Below are 19421 nucleotides of genomic sequence, written 5' to 3'. Positions count from 1 at the left end.
CGTTTACTGATCTTTATTTTCGTTGTGATCGTCAACTATTTCTGGATCATCCTCTCTGTTGACCTCATTTACCTCATCAGCACTTGGAATGACCATGGCGTCAAGCTGTTCAGGCGTAAGCGGAATACGCTTTTCATTTTTCTTATACAAATGCTCAACATCCTCCATATAATAGTCGGTATCTACAGGGAGCTTCTTCTTTCTTAACCGCTGAACAACGCTCTCTCGTGTAAAAGTATAAAGCAATGCAAAAGTCGGAACTGCAATGACCATACCTATGAACCCAAACAAATTTCCAAAGAAGAACAGTGATACCAGCACCCAAAAACCAGGAAGCCCAGTAGAATCACCAAGTATCTTAGGACCAAGGATATTGCCGTCAAACTGCTGTAAAATAACTATGAAAATAAGAAGTATAATGGCTTTTTTAGGATCAATAAACAGCATAAGTGCAGTTGATGGTATCGCACCGATTATCGGTCCAAAAAATGGGATAATATTAGTTACACCCACAAGAACACTTATCATGATGTTGTAAGGCATATTCATGATAGTCAGACCTATAAAGCAAAGAACTCCGATTATTGCCGAGTCAATGATCTTTCCGCTCAAAAAACCTGCAAAAACTTTATTTGTTTCAGTGCAAACTCTCATGATCTTCTCACATGTAGACTTTTTTGTGTTTGCAATGATTATCTTCTTAGCCTGAGCAAGAAGTTTTTCCTTGCTGCAAAGCATATAGATAGAAACGATAAATCCAAATACAAAGTTTTTAAGAACATTGATAACGCCCCATGCACCCGAAAGAATATTTTCAAACATCGGCTGTATCTTCTCAATAACAGTTCCCAAATCAGTTGAAAAAGCTTTGAGCTTCTCTGTAGCCATTGTTTCGATATCAGGATAGTTTTTAAACAGCTTATTTATCCAACCCTGCACTTTAACAACGATGTTAGATGCATTGTTAAAAATATCAATTATGGAATTTATAAGTTCTGGAACAACAACATAAGTAAGTCCAACAACTATCCCCAGAAAAACAAGTGACGCTACAGTTACTGAGCAGGCTCTGGTAAGCTTTTTCTTAGCCGGATTTTTTACCACTTTATTTCTGAACAGCTTTTCAAAATTCACCATTATAGGATTTATAAGAAATGCGATCACAAGACCAACTATAACAGGCGTAAGTGCAGAAACAAGTGTGGAAATAAGCTTTAAGATCGTATTAAATTTAAATACAGCCACTACCAAAAGCACATTTATAGCAATAACGATAACTGCATAAAATGCAATTGTGGTGTATTTCTTATTAGTTTGTACTTTCATATATTTTCCTTTCTCAATTACCTTAACTATTACTTTATTATACACTACATTATTTATAAATGCAAGGAATATTGAAAATTTAAAATTATTTATTTTGGTATAAATCCAAATTGCAAAAGAATATTTACATAATAGCAATAATATTTACATTTTCTGATATTGACATTTTAGAAACAGAGGAATATAATAAGACTAAAGTTAATACGATAAATCCTATGAGCAAAAGTAAGTAGTTTGATGCAAAAGGTCACAGAGAGTCAGCGGTAGGTGTGAGCTGATACATTTTCTTCAGATGAATGGATTTGTGAGGAGCGGTGTGAAAGTTTATTCGAGTATCACTCGCCGTGATTCCTGCGTTAAAGGACAGGATATTGATTTCTGCCAGTCAGAATGCGTATCTGTGAGCCGATAATTTATTATCGGGAAATTGGGTGGCACCACGGTTCTATCGTCCCATAACTAGATGTTATGTGTGATGACAGGACTTTTTTTATTGTCAATTTTACGACAAAAAAGCATTTAGGAGGAATATTTATGCTGTACCCTGCTATTGAACAAGTAAAGGAACTTTTTGAAAACTACAAGACTGTGCCTGTATTCTATGAGCTTCTCATGGATTCATGTACGCCAATACAACTTTTTAACTGTCTGCACGAGGCGTATGATGATTGTTTCATTCTTGAATCTGTAGATAATAAAGACCAGTGGGGCAGATATTCATATGTGGGCATTGATCCTAAATGCGAATATATTCTTAACAAGCACGTTGTTACTGTCAAAGAAAAAGGTAAGGCTGATGAAATGGTAAAAGTCGATGATCCTATCGCTTTCTTTTCTGAGATAATCGAAGGCCACAAGTCACCGAGATTTAATAATTATCCAAAGCTCACAGGTGGTCTAATAGGATTTTTCGCTTATGATATGATAAGATACTTTGAGAAAACACTGTGCAACCCACCTGAGGACGATCTTAAGCTTCCTGACGCTGACCTGCACCTTTTTGAAAAGATCGTTGCTTACGATCACCTTTCAAACAAGGCTGTAATAATCCTCAACATCAATAAGAGCGATGATCTTGAAACTAAATACAAAGAATGTGAAAAGATATGCAACGAAGTAGTTGAAACTCTTAGAAATTACAAGCCTGTTATGAAAACTCCAAAGACAACGGAGGACAACATCACAGTAAAATCCAACATCACAAAGGAACATTATCTCGCAAACGTTGAAAAGGCTAAGGAATACATCGAAGAGGGCGACATCTTCCAGATAGTTCCGTCACAGAGATTTGAGATAGACAATCCGCCTGACAGCTTTGACGTTTACAGAATGCTCCGCTCCACTAATCCGTCACCTTACCTTTACTACTTTAAGCACAATGATTATGCTGTTGCAGGCGCTTCACCTGAAATGCTGGTATCAGTAGAAAATAGAACAGTAGTAACAAGACCAATTGCAGGCACTATCAAGCGTGGAACGACCTACGACGAAGATATCCGCAATGAACAACAGCTTCTCAACGATCCAAAGGAAAGAGCTGAACACACAATGCTCGTTGACCTTGGAAGAAACGACATAGGAAAGGTTTCTGAGTTCGGCTCCGTAACTGTTACAGATATGATGATAGTTGAAAGATATTCAAAGGTGATGCACCTTGTATCGAATGTAAAGGGTACACTGAGAGAAGATAAGAAACCTCTTGACGCACTTATGGCTGTTCTTCCTGCCGGCACTCTTTCAGGCGCACCGAAGGTAAGAGCAATGGAGATAATCGACGAGCTTGAAACAACAAAAAGAGGCCTTTATGGCGGAACAGTTGGTTATCTTGCATTTGACGGTTCGCTGGATACTTGTATCGCTATAAGAACAGTGCTTTTCAAAAATAACAAGGCTTATATCCAAGCAGGAGGCGGAGTTGTCGCAGACTCAGTTCCTGAGAACGAATATCAGGAGTCATGCAACAAGGCAATGGCTGTTATAAATGCAATAAAAGAAGCAAGCAAATTATAATTTAAAAGGAGTTAATAACATGAGCAATAATATTATTCTTACAGGCGATAGACCAACTGGATCACTTCATCTTGGTCATTATGTAGGTTCTCTCAGAAAAAGAGTTGAACTTCAAAACACAGGAAAATTCGATCAGTTCGTTATGATAGCAGATCTTCAGGCACTTACAGATAACGCTGATAATCCTGAGAAGATAAGACAAAACATTCTTGAGGTAATGCTTGACTATCTTGCGGTAGGGCTTGAACCTGACAAGACAACATTCTTCGTTCAGTCACATATCCCAGCACTTTATGAGCTTCCAATGTACTATTCAAACCTCGTTACAATGTCAAGACTTGAAAGAAACCCTACTATCAAGTCTGAGATAAAAATGAGAAACTTTGAAAGAAACCTTCCTGTTGGCTTTATGACATATCCTATCAGCCAGGCAGCAGATATCACAGCGTTCAAGGCTAAGTATGTTCCTGTTGGAGAAGATCAGCTTCCAATGCTTGAACAGGCAAGAGAGATAGTAAACAGCTTCAACAGAATTTATAAGTGCGATATACTTGTTGAGCCTGAGGCTGTTCTCCCAGACAACGCAAGCTGCAACAGACTTGTTGGTACAGACGGCAACACAAAGATGAGCAAATCTCTTGGCAACTGCATTTACCTTAAAGACGATGAAAAAACGCTGAAAAACAAGATAATGTCAATGTACACTGACCCTACACATATCAATGTAAGCGACCCTGGTCACACAGAGGGCAATCCGGTATTTATCTATCTTGACGCATTCAGCAAGGACGAAGATTTTGCTAAATACTTCCCTGACTATAAGAACCTCGCAGAGATGAAAGAACATTATGAGCGTGGCGGCCTTGGCGATATGAAATGTAAGAAGTTTCTTAACAACGTTATGCAAGAATTTCTCGCACCTATCAGAGCAAGACGAGAGGAATATGAGAAAGACAAAGAGCAGCTCATAGAGATACTTAAAAAAGGCACACAACGTGCAATAGAGGTTTCAAACGAAACTGTTTCAGAAATAAGGAATGCTATCGGCATAAACTACTTCAACGACAAAACTTTCATTGATAAGTTTGTACTGTAAAGGAAGATTACTATGATTTTACTTATTGACAACTATGACAGCTTTACCTACAATCTTTATCAGGCTGTAGGCGTACTCACAAAAGACATTACAGTAGCAAGAAATGATGAGATAACCATAGATGAGATCGAAAAAATGTCACCTGCGGCTATCATCATCTCCCCTGGTCCTGGTTATCCAAAGGACGCAGGAATTTCCGAAGAAATCATAAAGACATTCAGTGGCAGGATCCCTATACTTGGCGTTTGTCTAGGACACCAGGCGATAGCCGAAGCATTCGGAGGAAAGATAGTTCACGCAAAGCAGCAGCTTCACGGCAAGCAGACAGATATAAATCTTAACACTGCAAACCCACTTTTCAGCGGTCTGAAAAGCACAATAAAAGCCGCAAGATATCACTCACTTGTTGTTGACAGCATTTCACTTCCTACCTGCCTGTCTGTTATCGCAACTGACGATAAAGCTCAGATAATGGCAATAAGACACAGAGAACACCCGACCTATGGCGTTCAGTTCCACCCTGAGTCAGTTCTCACTGGCGAAGTTGGAAACATGATAATCGAAAACTTCCTGAACGATATCGCTGGCATAAAGACCACAAAAACAAAGTCTGCAGCTCTTCCTGACAGCGAAAGAGTTGAGCTTAAAAAGTATCTCAAAATAGTATGTGATGGAAAGTCACTAACTGAGGACGAAGCTTATAAAGCAATGGATATCATCATGAGCGACAGAGCTTCTAATGCTCAGATCGCTTGCCTGCTCACAGCTCTGAGAATGAAAGGTGAGACTATTGACGAGATAACAGGCTTTGCAAAGGTAATGAGAGAAAAAATGTCAAAGGTCAATGTCAAGGGTACTCTTGATATAGTTGGCACAGGTGGAGATCTTTCAAACAGCTTCAACATTTCCACAACCTCTTCATTCGTAATTGCGGCAGCAGGACAGAAAGTCGCAAAACACGGCAACAGAAGCGTTTCTTCAAAGAGCGGTGCGGCTGATGTTCTCGAGGCTCTTGGAGTTAAAATTCAGTCAACACATGAACAGGCTGAAAAGTCCCTTGACGAGATCGGTCTTTCATTCCTGTTTGCACAGTCATATCACTCAGCAATGAGATTTGTAGGACCTACAAGAGCACAGATAGGAGTGAGAACTGTTTTCAACATTCTCGGTCCTCTTGCAAACCCTGCAAAGGCTGACTATATGATACTTGGAACATATGACCCTGACCTGCTTGAACCAATGGCTAAGGTGCTTATGAATCTTGGCATAACGAGAGCAATGCTCGTTTACGGCAATGACAGGCTTGATGAAGTTTCAATCTCAGCACCAACAACTATTTGCGAGATAAACGGCGGAAAGCTTATCAAGTATGAGATAAAGCCTGAGGACTTCGGTCTTAAAAGAGGCAAGCTTGCTGACATCGTTGGCGATGACGGAAAGGGCAACGCAGCTATCACAAGAGGTATACTTGAGGGCACAATCAAGGGTGCAAAGAGAGATATTGTTCTTCTCAACTCAGGCTGTGCACTTTATATCTGCGGCAAATGTGACAGCATCGAAGAGGGCGTAAAGACTGCAGCTGAAATGATAGACAGCGGAAAGGCTCTTAAAAAGCTTGAAGAACTTGTTGAACTTACTAACAGAGGATAAAAATGATACTTGACAATATCTGCGACAAAAGAAAAGAACAGCTTGAAAGAGATATATCAAAAGTTTCAAGACAGGATATAAAAGCTATGTCAGCCCAAAAGGAATACCAAACTGTCTCCTTTTCAAAGGCTGTAAAGCGTGATACCCTTTCAGTCATAAGCGAGGTAAAGAAAGCTTCTCCGTCAAAGGGACTTATCTGCCCTGACTTTGACCCTGTGAAAATCGCCTGCGAGTATGAGAAAAACGGTGCGAACGCTATTTCCTGTCTCACTGAAGAGCATTATTTTCAAGGCTCTGCGGAATATCTCAAAGCAATAAGAAAGGCTGTGAATCTGCCTATACTCCGCAAGGACTTCGTTATCGACGAATATCAGCTTTACGAGGCAAGAGCCATAGGTGCTGATGCAGTGCTGCTTATCTCGGCTATACTCAGCGAGGATCAAATGAAAGAATATTCTGATATCGCTCACGAGCTTGGACTTGAATGTCTTGTAGAGGTGCACAACGAGGAAGAGTATAAAAAGACGCTTGGTTTTAAGCCTGATATGCTTGGCATAAACAACAGAAATCTTTACACTTTTGACGTTGACCTTGAAACCACGGGCAGGCTCAGCAATATAGTAGGCGACCATGCTGTGCTTGTTTCAGAAAGCGGCATAAAAACAAATGCCGATATGAAAAAGGTACGCAGCCTTGGTGCAGACGCTGTGCTTATAGGTGAAACGCTTATGAGAAGCGGCAATATCGCTACAACTCTCCATGAACTGAGAGAGGGCGTATAAATGACAAAAATCAAGATATGTGGTATGCGCCGTGTGGACGATATTCTTTATGTGAACACATACCACCCTGATTATGCTGGCTTTATACTGTCGGAGGGCTTTACACGCACGGTAGACATTGACACATTCTACGATCTTGAACTTCTTCTTAATAAGGAAATCAAACGAGTGGGCGTTTTTGTAAACGAGCCTATAGAGAATATACTGAAAAGCTTTGCACAGAAGCTTGATGTTATCCAGCTTCATGGTGAGGAAAACGCAGAGTATATTGATAAGCTCCGTGAAAACTGCGACTGTGAGATATGGAAAGCCGTTCGTATGAAATGTGCTGATGATATTGCAAAAGCTGACGCACTTCCCGTCCACAAACTGCTTATAGACAGCTTTTCAGCAGGCAGCTACGGTGGGACTGGCAAGTGTGTTGACCTTGATATATTTTCACAGTTAAACATATCAAAGCCGTTTTTCCTTGCAGGTGGACTGAACGAGGACAACATCTGCTATGCTATGGAAAAGGTACAACCTTACGGCGTTGACTTTTCAAGTTCAGTGGAAACCGATGGCTTTAAGGACGAAAACAAGATAAAAAGGATAGTTGAAACTATCAGAAATAATACCGAAAGAAGGATATAAATGAGTAAAATTGGACGATTCGGCGAATTTGGCGGACAATATATTCCTGAAACTGTCATGACTGCTGTTCACGAGCTTGAAAAAGCTTACGATAAATACAAGGACGATCCTGAGTTCAACAAAGAGCTTCAGGAGCTATACCACAATTATGCAGGCAGACCGTCAATGCTTTATTATGCAGAAAAGATGACCAAAGATCTTGGCGGAGCTAAAATATACATCAAACGTGAGGATCTTAATCACACAGGCTCACACAAGATAAACAACGTTTTGGGTCAGATACTTTTGGCAAAGAAAATGGGCAAGAAGCGCATAATCGCTGAGACTGGTGCAGGTCAGCACGGTGTTGCTACCGCTACAGTATGTGCTCTTATGGGTCTTGAATGTGAGGTCTATATGGGCGAAACAGATATGAAAAGACAGTCCCTTAACGTTTACAGAATGAACCTCCTTGGTGCAAAGGTAACTGGCGTTGCAAGCGGTACTGCTACACTGAAAGACGCTATCAATGAGGCTTTCAGAGATTGGGTATCAAATATCGACACAACTTACTACTGCATAGGCTCTGTAATGGGACCTCACCCTTATCCTACAATGGTTAGGGATTTCCAGAAAGTTATCAGTGCTGAAATAAAATCACAGCTTATGGAAAAGGAAGGCAGACTGCCTGACTGTGTTGTTGCCTGTGTAGGCGGCGGCTCAAACGCTATGGGTGCATTCTACAACTTTATCGAAGACAAGTCAGTTAAGCTTGTTGGTGCAGAAGCAGCAGGCAGAGGCATTGACACACCTGACCATGCGGCTACAGTTGCAAAAGGCTCACTTGGTATATTCCACGGAATGAAGTCGCTTTTCTTGCAGAACGAATACGGTCAAATCGACCCTGTTTACTCAATTTCCGCAGGTCTTGACTACCCAGGTATCGGACCTGAGCACGCATATCTTAACTCTATAGGCAGAGCGCAGTATGTTGACATAACCGATGAAGAAGCAGTTTGTGCTTTTGAGTACCTTTCAAGAACAGAGGGTATAATCCCTGCTATCGAGTCATCACACGCAGTTGCCGCTGCGCTTAAGATTGCTCCTACAATGGATAAGGACTCAATACTTGTCATCAACCTTTCAGGCAGAGGCGACAAGGACGTATACTCAATAGCAAGATACAGGGAGGTCGAGCTCAATGAAGAATAGGATAGACGCTTGTTTTGAAAAACTCAAAGCAGAAAACAAAAAGGCGCTTGTGACATTTATCACCGCAGGCGACCCTGATATGGATACAACAGAAAAATGCGTTCTTGAAATGTATAAGAATGGTTCTGACATTATCGAGATAGGCGTGCCGTTCTCTGACCCTATCGCAGAGGGTGTGACTATTCAGAAAGCTTCTCTGCGTTCACTCAGTGGTGGAACAAATCTTGACAAGATATTTGACCTTGTAAGAAAACTCCGCACACAGACTGACAAGCCTATGCTTCTGATGATGTATATAAACACTATCTTCAAGTTCGGTACAGCAAAGTTCTTTGAGCTTTGCAAAGAAACTCAGATAGACGGTGTTATCGTTCCTGATATGCCTTTCGAGGAACGTGAAGAGCTTCAGGGCGAAGCTGAGAAAAATGGTATCTACACTATCTTCCTCGTTGCACCGACTTCACACGAGCGTGTAAAAATGATAGCAGAAAAGTCAAAGGGCTTTTTGTATGTTGTATCTTCACTGGGCGTTACTGGTATGCGTTCAGAGATAACCACTGATTTCAACGAGCTTCTTGCGCCTATCAGAAACAACGATCACTGCCCTTGCTGCATAGGTTTCGGAATTTCAAATCCTGAGCAGGCAAAGAAAATGTCCCAGTACGCTGACGGCGTTATCATGGGAAGTGCTGTTGTCAAGATAGTTGAGGAACACGGCAAAGACGCTCCTGAATATGTTGGCAAGTTTATCAAGTCTGTTCGTGAAGGCATGGACAACTAAACATAACAATAGCAAAGGCTCTGAGAAATGTATCTCTCAGAGCCTTATTTTTATGCAAAAACAAGACCCCGATAAAACCGAAGTCTTGTAAAGTATTCTTATGAATTTTTCTTATTGAATGCAACAACAGCGTCGTTGATAGTCTTAAGCTCGGCGTCAACAGTTGCAGAGTATGATTCTCTCAGCTCTGTCCATGAGAACTGCTTGCCGTTATCGTCAGCCTTGTTTGTGTATTCATAAAGCTTTCTTGTTACGCAGTTGCCGTCCTCATTTGCGTTGTCGTCAGACATTGTGGAAGAAATTCCGTAGCCGTAGTCAAACACCTGATTGTACTCAGAAGATGAGCAGTCAACGATCACCTGATACATATCCTCTGTCCAGTTAGGGTTAGCGTTGAGGAATTTCTCCTTGCCGTTTTCCTTATATGTTTCATCTGTGTTAGCCATTCTGCAACACTCATACCAACACTTAACAGCCTCTTTAGCTGTTGAACCTCTTACCCACATATATGCCGTCATATCAGATGTCATGTACTTTTCATCAGTGTTAGGATCAGACGGAACAGGGACCACTCTCCAAGTGTCAGCGTCAGAAGGTCCGTTATTTCCTGTCATAGCCCATGTACCCATGCAGTAAAACAGCAGATTGCCGTCTTTAAGCGCCTGCTTAGCATTGCCAAGCCAGTTGCCGTTTACAAGGTTGTTCTTACCTACCTGATAAAGCAGATCTTCTGCTCTTTCGATATCAGGGTCATTTATATTGTTTGTGAACTTCTCTCCGTCATAGTTTACCATTGTTTTACCGGTCTGCTGAATGACCTGTGTCTGGAACCAACCATTGATACCAAATCTCTCAACATCAGCAGGAGCGTTTGAAACAAACTCCGACATCATGTCATACCAGTTATCCCAATTCCACTCGTTGTTCTGATAAAGTTCATATGGATCGTCAAGACCCTCAGCATCAATGACGTCCTGATCGTACATCATAAGCGTGCCGACTGTGAAGCTTATAGGAGCAACATAATGCTTGCCGCCCATAACGAACTTATCAGCCGCTGTTTTCACATCAGCCCACAACGGATCGTCAAAGTTCACAATATCGTCAACCGGCTGATACATATCCTTAAGCACCTGTGCAGGGAAAGCCATCCACTCATACTTGAAGATATCAGGTACATTCTGCTGAGCCATGATAGCACTAGCGAGCTGGTCAAATTTTTCGCTATCAGTTACTCTTGTGTACTCTACTTTACCACCCTTGTTGTTGAAAAGGGTCATCTCAACGGACTTATCCTCGCCCTTTTTCTCGTCAGGGTTAAGGTCATATGTACCCATCCAACGGATAGTTTTCTGAGCATCGTCAGGGATAGCCTCTATTTCCTGTGTGTCCTCGACCTTAACTTTCTTTACTGTTGATACCTTTGAACTACTGTCGCCTGTGGAGCCACAACCTGCAACTGCAAAAACAGATGTAAGCGCTACTGCCAATGCAAGAATCTTCTTGATCTTCATAAAATAATTGACCTCCAAATCAAATGATTTTCTGTCTTAACAACCAATGTTACACTACAATTATAAAGCTTAATGTCCTTTAAGTCAATTCTCATTTTATACAAAGACATTCAAGCCATTTGTATAATTTGAACATTTCAAAAGTAATAAATATTAAAATATTAAACCTTGAGAGGTACTTGAAAAAACGAGAGAAATGTAGTATAATATGTTTTGCATAATAATCATCACAAAAACGGAGATAAATAAATGAAGAAAATAGAAATTTTCACTGACGGTGCTTGCTCTGGAAATCCTGGACCGGGTGGATACGGTGCGATACTAAGATACAAAGGCAATTCAAAAGAACTTTGGGGCGGTGATCCTTCTACAACCAATAACCGCATGGAGCTAACCGCTGTTATCACTTCTCTTTCAGCACTGAAAGAGCCATGTGAGGTAGAGCTTTACAGCGACTCAAAGTATATAATCGACGCTGTTACAAAAGGCTGGGCAAAAAAATGGCGTGCAAACAACTGGGTGAAATCGGACAAGAAAAAGGCTCTAAACAGTGATCTGTGGGAAAAGCTTCTTGATCTGCTGGAGGTGCATAAGGTCAATTTCAACTGGGTAAAAGGCCATGCAGGACATCCGGAAAACGAACGTTGCGACGAACTTGCAGTAATGGGCTCTAAACAGTATAAATAGAATTAAATAAATATTAATTTTTTATTAAGTTAAGGAAAACTATTGCATTTTGTAGTAATTTAGTATATAATAAAATAGAAATCTATATATGAAAGGTATGATTTAATTGGAAAAGAGATTTGTCTATGCAGATAACTCAGCTACGACTAGAGTATCTCAGAAAGCTCTTGACGCCGCTCTGCCTTATTTCACTGAGCTATACGGAAATCCGTCAAGTATATATTCTTTGGGAATGGAATGTGCAAAAGCCGTTCTTAAAGCAAGAGAACAGGTCGCAAACGCTCTTGGTGCGAAGGTCAACGAGATCTATTTCACTGCTGGCGGCTCTGAGTCTGACAACTGGGCTATAAGAGGCTGTGCACAGCTTGGAGAAAAAAAGGGCAAGAAGCATATCATCACAACTGCTTTTGAACATCATGCAGTTCTGCACACTTGTCAGTATCTCGAAAAGCTTGGCTTTGAGGTAACATATCTTCCTGTAGGTGACAAGGGTCTTGTTACTGCACAACAGGTCGAGGATGCTATCCGTGAGGATACCTGCCTTGTTACAATAATGACAGCTAACAACGAGATCGGTACTATACAGCCTATCGCTGAGATCGGCGAAGTTTGCCACAAGCATGGCGTATGGTTCCATACTGACGCTGTTCAGGCTGTAGGAAATATTGACATCAATGTTAAAGATATGAACATTGATATGCTCTCACTTTCAGGACATAAGCTCCACGCTCCTAAGGGCGTTGGCGCGCTTTATGTAAAAACAGGCATCAACCTTCCTAACCTTATCTACGGCGGAGCACAGGAGAGAAATAAGCGTGCAGGTACTGAGAACGTACCTTCTATCGTGGCTCTCGGCGTTGCTATCACTGATGCTGTAAAGGATATCCCTGCAAAGAACGAGCGTGTAAGAAAAATGAGAGATAGACTTATCGAGGGGCTTCTAAAGATTCCAGAGTCAAGACTTAATGGTGACACAGAACACAGACTTGCAGGAAACGTAAACATATCTGTTCGAGGAGTAGAGGGCGAGAGCCTGCTTCTTTCACTTGATCTTCAGGGCGTTGCAGCTTCATCAGGTTCAGCCTGCACAAGCGGATCACTTGACCCGTCACACGTTCTGCTTTCACTTGGTCTGCCACATGAAGTAGCACATGGCTCACTCAGACTTTCTATCAATGACGAGAACACAGAGGAAGATGTTGATTATATTCTTGAGGTTCTTCCACCAATCGTAAAGCACCTGAGAAGTATGTCACCACTTTGGGAAAGAATTTGCAGAACTGAGAATATTCACGACTATACACTTGATTAGGAGGAATAAAAAATGATATACAGCGAAAAGGTAATGGATCATTTCGCGCATCCGAGAAATGTCGGCGAGATTGAAGATGCTGACGGTGTCGGCGAGGTAGGAAACGCCAAGTGCGGAGATATAATGAAAATGTACATCAAGGTCAATGACGGCGTTATAACTGACGTTAAGTTCAAGACTTTTGGTTGCGGTGCGGCTGTTGCTACATCTTCTATCGCTACAGAAATGATAAAAGGTAAAAAGCTTGAAGACGCTTTGAAACTTACAAACAAGGCGGTTGTTGAAGCTCTTGACGGTCTTCCACCAGCAAAGCTTCACTGCTCTGTTCTTGCCGAAGAGGCTATGAAGGCTGCGGTTTCTGACTACTATAAAAGACAGGGTATCGATCCAACTCCGTTCGTAGGTAAGCAGTCTGCTCCTGATTGTGAGAACTGCAATGGCTGATAGAGTTCTTGTGGCAATGAGCGGCGGCGTTGACAGCTCTGTTTCGGTCAAGCTCCTTCTTGATGAAGGTTATGACGTGGCAGGGGCTACCATGCGGCTCTACAGCAATGAGGACATCGGTCTGGATAAAACAAGAACGTGCTGTTCTCTCAATGATGTAGAGGACGCACGTTTTGTTGCTTTTAAACTAGGCATTGATTTCCATGTATTCAATTTTTCTGATGATTTTAAGCACTATGTTATCGACAATTTTGTTGATACATATCTGGCAGGCGGCACGCCTAACCCGTGTATCGAGTGCAACAAACATCTGAAATTCGCAAAATTCTATGAGCGTGCAAAGCTGCTGGGCTTTGATTATATAGCTACAGGGCATTACGCTGCCAGAGAATATGACGGAAATTCAGGCAGGTGGCTTCTGAAACGCTCACCTGACAGGTCAAAGGATCAAAGTTATGTTCTTTACAGCATGACGCAAGAGCAGTTAGCACACACTCTCTTTCCTGTTGGCGAGATGCACAAGGACAAGATCCGTGATATTGCAGAAGAAAACAAGCTTATAAATGCAGACAAGCCTGACTCTCAGGACATCTGCTTTATCCCTGACGGTGATTACGCAGGCTTTATCACAAAACGCTGCGGTGAACAGCAGTCGGGAGATATCGTTCTTTCTGACGGCACAAAGCTTGGTAAACACAAAGGTCTGATACACTATACTATTGGACAGCGAAAGGGCGTAGGCATTTCATATAGCGAACCGCTTTTCGTTATTACAAAAGATATGGAGCATAACAGACTTATTATGGGCAAGGCTGATGAAGTATACAGTGACAGCCTTGTGGCAGGAGATGTGAACTTTATTCCGTTTGACACCCTCACAGAGCCTATAACCTGCACTGCTCAGACACGTTATCATCAAAAGGACGCTGAATGTACGGTTTCACCAATGAATGATGGCAAAGTACTCGTGACTTTTAAAGAACCTCATAAAGCTATCTCAAAGGGACAGGCAGTGGTTTTCTATGACGGCGAATACGTTATCGGAGGCGGAACTATATTATAAAAAAAGCCCCACGGATCCATTTCCGTGGGGCATCAAATTTTTAATTACCTGCTTTTTTATGAAGAGAACGAAATTCTGCAGGGGAAAGCATTTCATGCTTTTTGAACACCGCACAAAAATAACTGCAATCGTTATAACCTACCTCCGCAGCGATTTCATTGATGTTAAGCTTATCCTCCAATAAAAGCAGCTTTGCCTGCTGTATACGCTTTCTTGCTAGATACTCAAAAGGTCTTAGACTAAGACACTCCTTGAAAAGTCTGCAAAGATACTGCGGTGAAAGGTCAATAAGATCAGCAAGCTCCACAAGTGTAAGTTCTTTTCTGAAATTCTTATCAATATAATCAATTACAGGCTGCAGCTGATTGAGTTTTTGTCCGTCCTGACTACCATTTTGTAGGTTTACGACTCTGTGTAGCTCAATAAGAAACTGATATAGATATGCCGAACACTGGTGACCACAGTAGTAGTAATTAGTCTTCATAAGATAAAGTATCTTCTTAAATATGGCATCAACAGCATTGATATCATTTATGTGAAACACTTTAGCCTTCTCAAGCTTGATATGCTTGAGCATTTCAATTGCTTCCCTGCCCTCAAAGGTTATCCAGTGGGTTTCCCATATATCACCAACAGGATAATACTCATGCGGCACAGAAGGCGGCAGATAAAATGCATCCCCCGGCTTTATATCATACTCATGACCATCAAATATAATGTGACCCTGACCACGAGTGCAGTATATTATCTGATGATTAGGATAGCCATCTTCTCTTACAAAATGAAATTCTCTATCTCTCGCACCGATTCCAAGCACATACAAAGGCAGGCTCGTTTCATCGCTGAGGACAGGGTAATAATAGTCAGTCATAATAAATCTCGCTTTCCAAACTGATTTCATATTCTTTTATTATATATTATCACAACACACTAAAAAAGTCAAGAAATTTCAAAAAAATATGTTGTACAATTGTCCTGAATGTGGTACAATATATTATATAATAAGGTTAATATACTCATATAGGAGATGATAAGATGTTAAAAAAATTAACGGCTTTTTTCACGGCAACCGTTATGGCATGTGCCACACCTCTTGCCTGCAACGCTGAAGTTATAAAGCATGAAGTAAATGTTCCGCCTAATATACTTGTGCTTGGGGATTCAATCGCCGCTGGCTATGGTCTGGAAGGCTACAGTGAAAACAGATATTCTTGTGCGTCTTATGCAAATCTTCTTCACGACCAGTATGACGCTGAGCTTAAAGGCGCTGGCGGCTGTAAGCTTGTGAACTCTGCTGTTGTGGGCGACACTTCACAACAGCTTCTTGACCGCATTAATTCAGGCGAATTTGACGCTGACCTTGCAGACAGCGACGCTGTTATTATATCCATAGGTGGCAATGACATTCTTGGTCTTTTCATAGATTTTTTGATGAACGATCTGGGCATTACTTCTAAAAGCACAATGTCTGATTTGATGGATAAAACCAAGGATATTATTGGCATTGCAATGGATATGAAGGATATGTCTGATGATATGGATAAGGCGCTGAAAAATTTTACGAACACTCTAGATGATATAATTAACGCTGTTGAAGCTAAAAGTAAGGGTGAAATAATCGTTCAGACACTATATGACCCGCTTGATAATTTCACTGCAGCTGCTGTTTTCCAGAGTATGTCGAAGGATAAAATTTCAAAACTTAACAACATTATCAAAGAACACTCCACTGACGAAGATGAAAATGAGAGATACATAGTGGCAGATGTTTTTAGTGAATTCAGCAGTCACGGAAAGGAACTTACCAACATAAATGACTTTGATATACACCCTAATAAAAAAGGTCATGCACTTATTGCTTCTTGTATAGACAAGGCGTTAAGGACAAAAACTTATACCTATGAGGAGATCGTTACTGACAGCAGTGAGAACGATGAAAAAGGCAAAAATGCCATACTTATGACAGCAACTGCGACAGGCGGACTTATTGTTATAATCGCAGCTACGATGCTTATACGACACAAAAAGAAAGGATAGATCAACATGAAAATATATTTGGTAGACTTTGAAAATGTCAAATCCAAAGGACTTCAGGGCATAGACAATTTAACTGAAACTGATACCGTCATAATTTTTTACAGTGAAAATTCCGATACCATTAACTTTGAAATGCACCAGAAAGTTCTTACATCAAAGGCTGATATTGAATACTTCAAGGTAAACGTTGGTGGCAAAAATGCCCTGGATTTTCAGCTTTCAACACTTCTGGGTTATCTGGTAGCCAAGGATACTTATACGAATATTTTTGTTATCAGCAATGACAGAGGTTTTGACTTTCTTCATGATTTCTGGCACGGTAAGTATGTTGATAGCCCAAATGCTATGGTCTACAGAACTAGGACAATACAAACCGCTATTAATTTCGCTAATCATAAGGTTAATCCGACCGAAAACAATGAAGATGAAGAAACGACTAAACATATAGTCGAAAAAGCAGAAGAAATACAAGAAACAGCAGAAATTCAGACAGAGTCAGAGATAACTCTTGACGAAGCTGATGAGCCAAACCCTGAGTCTGCGGCTATAGATTATTCTGTTACACTAAACGAAAATATGAATGGTAATACAGAAGAGGTCGAAGAAGAACCAGAAGCCTGTGCACCTGATATTGTCGAAGTAGAAAGTGATCCTGTTGTTGAAACTATCGTCAAAGTGAAAAAGGGTAGAAAAAAGTGTACCACACAAAAAAACAACGATCTCCAAAGCATACTTGCAAACATTTGCAGCGAAGAGCAAATAGAAGAGATCAGCAAACTTATAGCTGAGTCTAACACAAAAGAGGAGCTTCACAACTCTCTTGCAAAGGTATATAAAAAGCAGGCTACAGATTTTTACAAGCTTCTCAGGCCAAGATATCTGCGACTTAAAGGACTACAGGAATCCGAAAATACATGCACCGCTGATGAAGATAAAACGATGACGGCTCAGAAAACTGAAAAGGTTGTTTACCATGATGTACTATCCGTAAAACTTGATGAGCTACTCGACGGCAAATGCAATAAAGACGAACTGGCGCTTATAAGAGAAGCAGTCATTGATGCCACAACAAAACAGCAGCTTTATATCAGAATGGTAAAAGAGTTCAAAAAGGAAAAAGGCTGCGATATATATAACAAAATAAAGCCAGAGTATGTGTCTTTGCACAAGCTTGCATCTGAGATCATTAAATAAAGGAGTGTAAAATATGAAACTTATGATAGCGTCAGACATTCATGGTTCGGCTTACTGGTGCAAAAAAATGCTTGAAGCCTTTGAGCAAAACGGCGCGGAAAAACTAATTCTTTTGGGTGATATCCTCTATCACGGACCAAGAAACGACCTTCCAGAGGAATATGCACCAAAGCAGGTGATAGCCATGCTAAATCCACTAAAAAACAAGCTTCTGTGCGTGCGTGGTAATTGTGACACAGAAGTCGATCAAATGGTGCTTGACTTCCCTGTTATGGCGGAATATGCTTATATATGCTGTGACGGACTGAGGATATTCGCCACACATGGTCACAAATTCAACTGCGACAATCTGCCACCACTTTCAAATGGCGACATTCTTCTTCACGGTCACACCCATGTACCTGTTATTAAAGACTGTGGCGATTACACCTATATAAACCCCGGTTCTGTTTCCATACCGAAAGAAAATTCAGCACACAGCTATCTGATACTGGAAAACGGCAAGTTCACATTCGGTGATCTCACATAAATAAAAGGCAGCTCAAGGCTGCCTTTTTTTGTGCCTATTTTATTGTAGTTTCAAGTCCGTTGACCTCTATCTCAGGGTCATCAAGATTGATTATAAGGCATTTTCTGCCATCGACTATCTGAGTTTTTACCTTGTCAACTGCGTCCTTGCCAATATTTACGGTTATGCTTGGAGCAGAAACTACGGTCCTTTTCTCCACAAGGTTTACCGCTGTGAGTGGCTTTCCACCAGCCGCTGCGTCAAAAACTTTAGGAAGATTATCAAGCTTATCCTGACTAACTCCAGCTTCCCACAGAATGGACGAAAGTTTATGTTCGTCAATTGTCGGTATCTCAGTTTCATGAGCATTTTGGTCAACAAATGTGGAAATCTTGTCATTCACAGTAGTGATAAGATCATAGTCAAGCTCATCACCCACAACGCTTGTGAGGATATCCTTGAAAGTTTCCTTTTCGTTCTGACAGGTCATTGAGAACTCACAACCCAGAAGCTCTTCCACAACGGAAGTGTTCGGCTTTTTGGCGTTTTTCGTGTAGTAAAGCACGCCGTTGATATCAGGCGCACGATCATTGAAAAGAGGAAACAAAAAGCCATCGCTTGGAAGCTCAACAATTCTATCGCATGACTCTTTCTTAGCGATAGAGTTGTCCTGCTCGTCATACACAAGCCCGTCAATACGCAGATTTACAGGGCAAAGCGCCGTCACTATGAAGTTGTAATCTGTGTCAGCTTCGTCCTCAAACTCGTCCATTTTGTTCTTTTTCAGCACAGAATATGTACAATGTGCCATGAAAATGGTATATGTTGACACATACTCCACCTTTTCAACTATGGCGTTGAGAAAATTATCAACCTTTTCCTCATCAAGCAGCTTGCTTTGCAATGTTTCATACATGAAAGGCTGTGCCCCACCCTCAAGATATGCGTCCTTTGGAAACGAATATTCCAGCAGATTTTTGCCGATAGAGCCGCTGAGCACCTTTTTCAGGTTTATCATTATCAGCTCCGCCTCGTCCTGCGGAATAGTGTTGTAAAGCTGATTGGTCTTGCACTTTATGTTCTTTTCAGCATCCACAAATGCCGTAACAACGTGATTTACAGTGAAAAAGCCACAATCGTCATTAAAATTTTTCTTTATTTCATTTATTTCCTTTTTGTTCATCTTGGCGTCC

The 19421-nt window shown here is 41.1% G+C and carries 18 protein-coding genes and 1 other annotated feature; of the genes, 14 read left to right on the top strand and 4 right to left on the bottom strand.

All coding sequences use genetic code 11. From position 1 onward, the window contains the following. Positions 1-3: 3 nt before the first annotated feature. Positions 4-1326 carry an AI-2E family transporter gene (locus WS40_RS04920; RefSeq protein WP_022288429.1) on the bottom strand — a complete coding sequence of 441 codons (1323 nt, stop codon included), beginning with the start codon at positions 1324-1326 and terminating at the stop codon, positions 4-6. A gap of 206 nt (positions 1327-1532) precedes the next feature. After that, positions 1533-1785: a binding site (T-box leader), on the top strand. 75 nt (positions 1786-1860) lie between these two features. Between WS40_RS04920 and trpE the strand changes: the two genes are divergently transcribed. The 7 genes from trpE to trpA are packed head-to-tail and all read left to right on the top strand — an operon-like array spanning position 1861 to position 9469. Further along, complete coding sequence (trpE, locus tag WS40_RS04915; protein WP_046440659.1) at positions 1861-3336, top strand: anthranilate synthase component I; 1476 nt, start codon at positions 1861-1863, stop codon at positions 3334-3336. Positions 3337-3355: 19 nt separating this feature from the next. After that, positions 3356-4432 carry a tryptophan--tRNA ligase gene (gene trpS / locus WS40_RS04910; RefSeq protein WP_022288427.1) on the top strand — a complete coding sequence of 359 codons (1077 nt, stop codon included), beginning with the start codon at positions 3356-3358 and terminating at the stop codon, positions 4430-4432. A gap of 12 nt (positions 4433-4444) precedes the next feature. Next, the gene (locus tag WS40_RS04905) at positions 4445-6082 is read left to right on the top strand and encodes a bifunctional anthranilate synthase component II/anthranilate phosphoribosyltransferase (protein WP_046440657.1); all 1638 of its coding nucleotides are present in this window, start codon (positions 4445-4447) and stop codon (positions 6080-6082) included. Between the two features lie 2 nt (positions 6083-6084). Next, positions 6085-6864 (top strand): indole-3-glycerol phosphate synthase TrpC, encoded by a 780-nt coding sequence (gene trpC / locus WS40_RS04900; RefSeq protein WP_046440655.1) that lies wholly within the window; start codon positions 6085-6087, stop codon positions 6862-6864. Continuing rightward, positions 6865-7497 (top strand): phosphoribosylanthranilate isomerase, encoded by a 633-nt coding sequence (locus tag WS40_RS04895; protein ID WP_046440652.1) that lies wholly within the window; start codon positions 6865-6867, stop codon positions 7495-7497. It abuts the gene before it with no gap. Then, entirely contained in the window at positions 7498-8688 is a 1191-nt protein-coding gene (gene trpB / locus WS40_RS04890) for a tryptophan synthase subunit beta (protein ID WP_038671769.1), read from the top strand. Then, positions 8678-9469 (top strand): tryptophan synthase subunit alpha, encoded by a 792-nt coding sequence (trpA, locus tag WS40_RS04885; RefSeq protein WP_046440650.1) that lies wholly within the window; start codon positions 8678-8680, stop codon positions 9467-9469. The genes trpB and trpA overlap by 11 nt, the downstream gene beginning before the upstream one ends. A gap of 98 nt (positions 9470-9567) precedes the next feature. Here the strand turns inward: trpA and WS40_RS04880 are convergent, their stop codons facing one another. After that, on the bottom strand, positions 9568-10983 hold the full coding sequence (locus WS40_RS04880) for an ABC transporter substrate-binding protein (RefSeq protein WP_046440648.1): 1416 nt from the start codon (positions 10981-10983) through the stop codon (positions 9568-9570). A gap of 249 nt (positions 10984-11232) precedes the next feature. Here WS40_RS04880 and rnhA point away from each other — a divergent pair, with 249 nt between their 5' ends. From rnhA to mnmA, 4 genes are all read left to right on the top strand, one after another. Continuing rightward, complete coding sequence (rnhA, locus tag WS40_RS04875; RefSeq protein ID WP_046440646.1) at positions 11233-11670, top strand: ribonuclease HI; 438 nt, start codon at positions 11233-11235, stop codon at positions 11668-11670. Positions 11671-11776: 106 nt separating this feature from the next. Continuing rightward, entirely contained in the window at positions 11777-12982 is a 1206-nt protein-coding gene (nifS, locus tag WS40_RS04870; protein WP_022288419.1) for a cysteine desulfurase NifS, read from the top strand. A gap of 12 nt (positions 12983-12994) precedes the next feature. Beyond that, positions 12995-13426, top strand: coding sequence for a Fe-S cluster assembly scaffold protein NifU (nifU, locus tag WS40_RS04865; protein ID WP_022288418.1), 432 nt, complete (start codon positions 12995-12997; stop codon positions 13424-13426). After that, complete coding sequence (gene mnmA, locus WS40_RS04860) at positions 13419-14489, top strand: tRNA 2-thiouridine(34) synthase MnmA (RefSeq protein WP_046440643.1); 1071 nt, start codon at positions 13419-13421, stop codon at positions 14487-14489. Before nifU ends, mnmA begins: the two co-directional genes overlap by 8 nt. Positions 14490-14529: 40 nt before the next feature. Here mnmA and WS40_RS04855 read toward each other — a convergent pair whose 3' ends face one another. Then, a complete protein-coding gene (locus tag WS40_RS04855) occupies positions 14530-15390 on the bottom strand; it encodes a helix-turn-helix domain-containing protein (RefSeq protein WP_278634634.1) in 861 nt (286 codons plus the stop codon). A 134-nt stretch (positions 15391-15524) separates the two neighbouring features. Here WS40_RS04855 and WS40_RS04850 point away from each other — a divergent pair, with 134 nt between their 5' ends. From WS40_RS04850 to yfcE, 3 genes are read left to right on the top strand one after another with little or no spacing between them, the layout of a single operon-like run. Further along, positions 15525-16526 carry an SGNH/GDSL hydrolase family protein gene (locus WS40_RS04850; protein WP_046440640.1) on the top strand — a complete coding sequence of 334 codons (1002 nt, stop codon included), beginning with the start codon at positions 15525-15527 and terminating at the stop codon, positions 16524-16526. A gap of 6 nt (positions 16527-16532) precedes the next feature. Further along, the gene (locus tag WS40_RS11430; RefSeq protein ID WP_325208422.1) at positions 16533-17720 is read left to right on the top strand and encodes a PIN domain-containing protein; all 1188 of its coding nucleotides are present in this window, start codon (positions 16533-16535) and stop codon (positions 17718-17720) included. Between the two features lie 13 nt (positions 17721-17733). Continuing rightward, complete coding sequence (gene yfcE / locus WS40_RS04840; protein WP_046440638.1) at positions 17734-18249, top strand: phosphodiesterase; 516 nt, start codon at positions 17734-17736, stop codon at positions 18247-18249. Positions 18250-18283: 34 nt separating this feature from the next. Here yfcE and WS40_RS04835 read toward each other — a convergent pair whose 3' ends face one another. Next, positions 18284-19411 (bottom strand): DUF4317 domain-containing protein, encoded by a 1128-nt coding sequence (locus WS40_RS04835; protein WP_022288412.1) that lies wholly within the window; start codon positions 19409-19411, stop codon positions 18284-18286. Between the last annotated feature and the right edge of the window lie 10 nt (positions 19412-19421).

This window comes from Ruminococcus sp. N15.MGS-57, from assembly GCF_000980385.1.
In the GTDB taxonomy this organism is placed as follows: Bacteria; Bacillota; Clostridia; order Oscillospirales; family Ruminococcaceae; genus Hominimerdicola; species Hominimerdicola aceti.
Note: the sequence above shows the minus strand (reverse complement) of the source record. Positions and strands in the feature narration are given on the sequence as shown.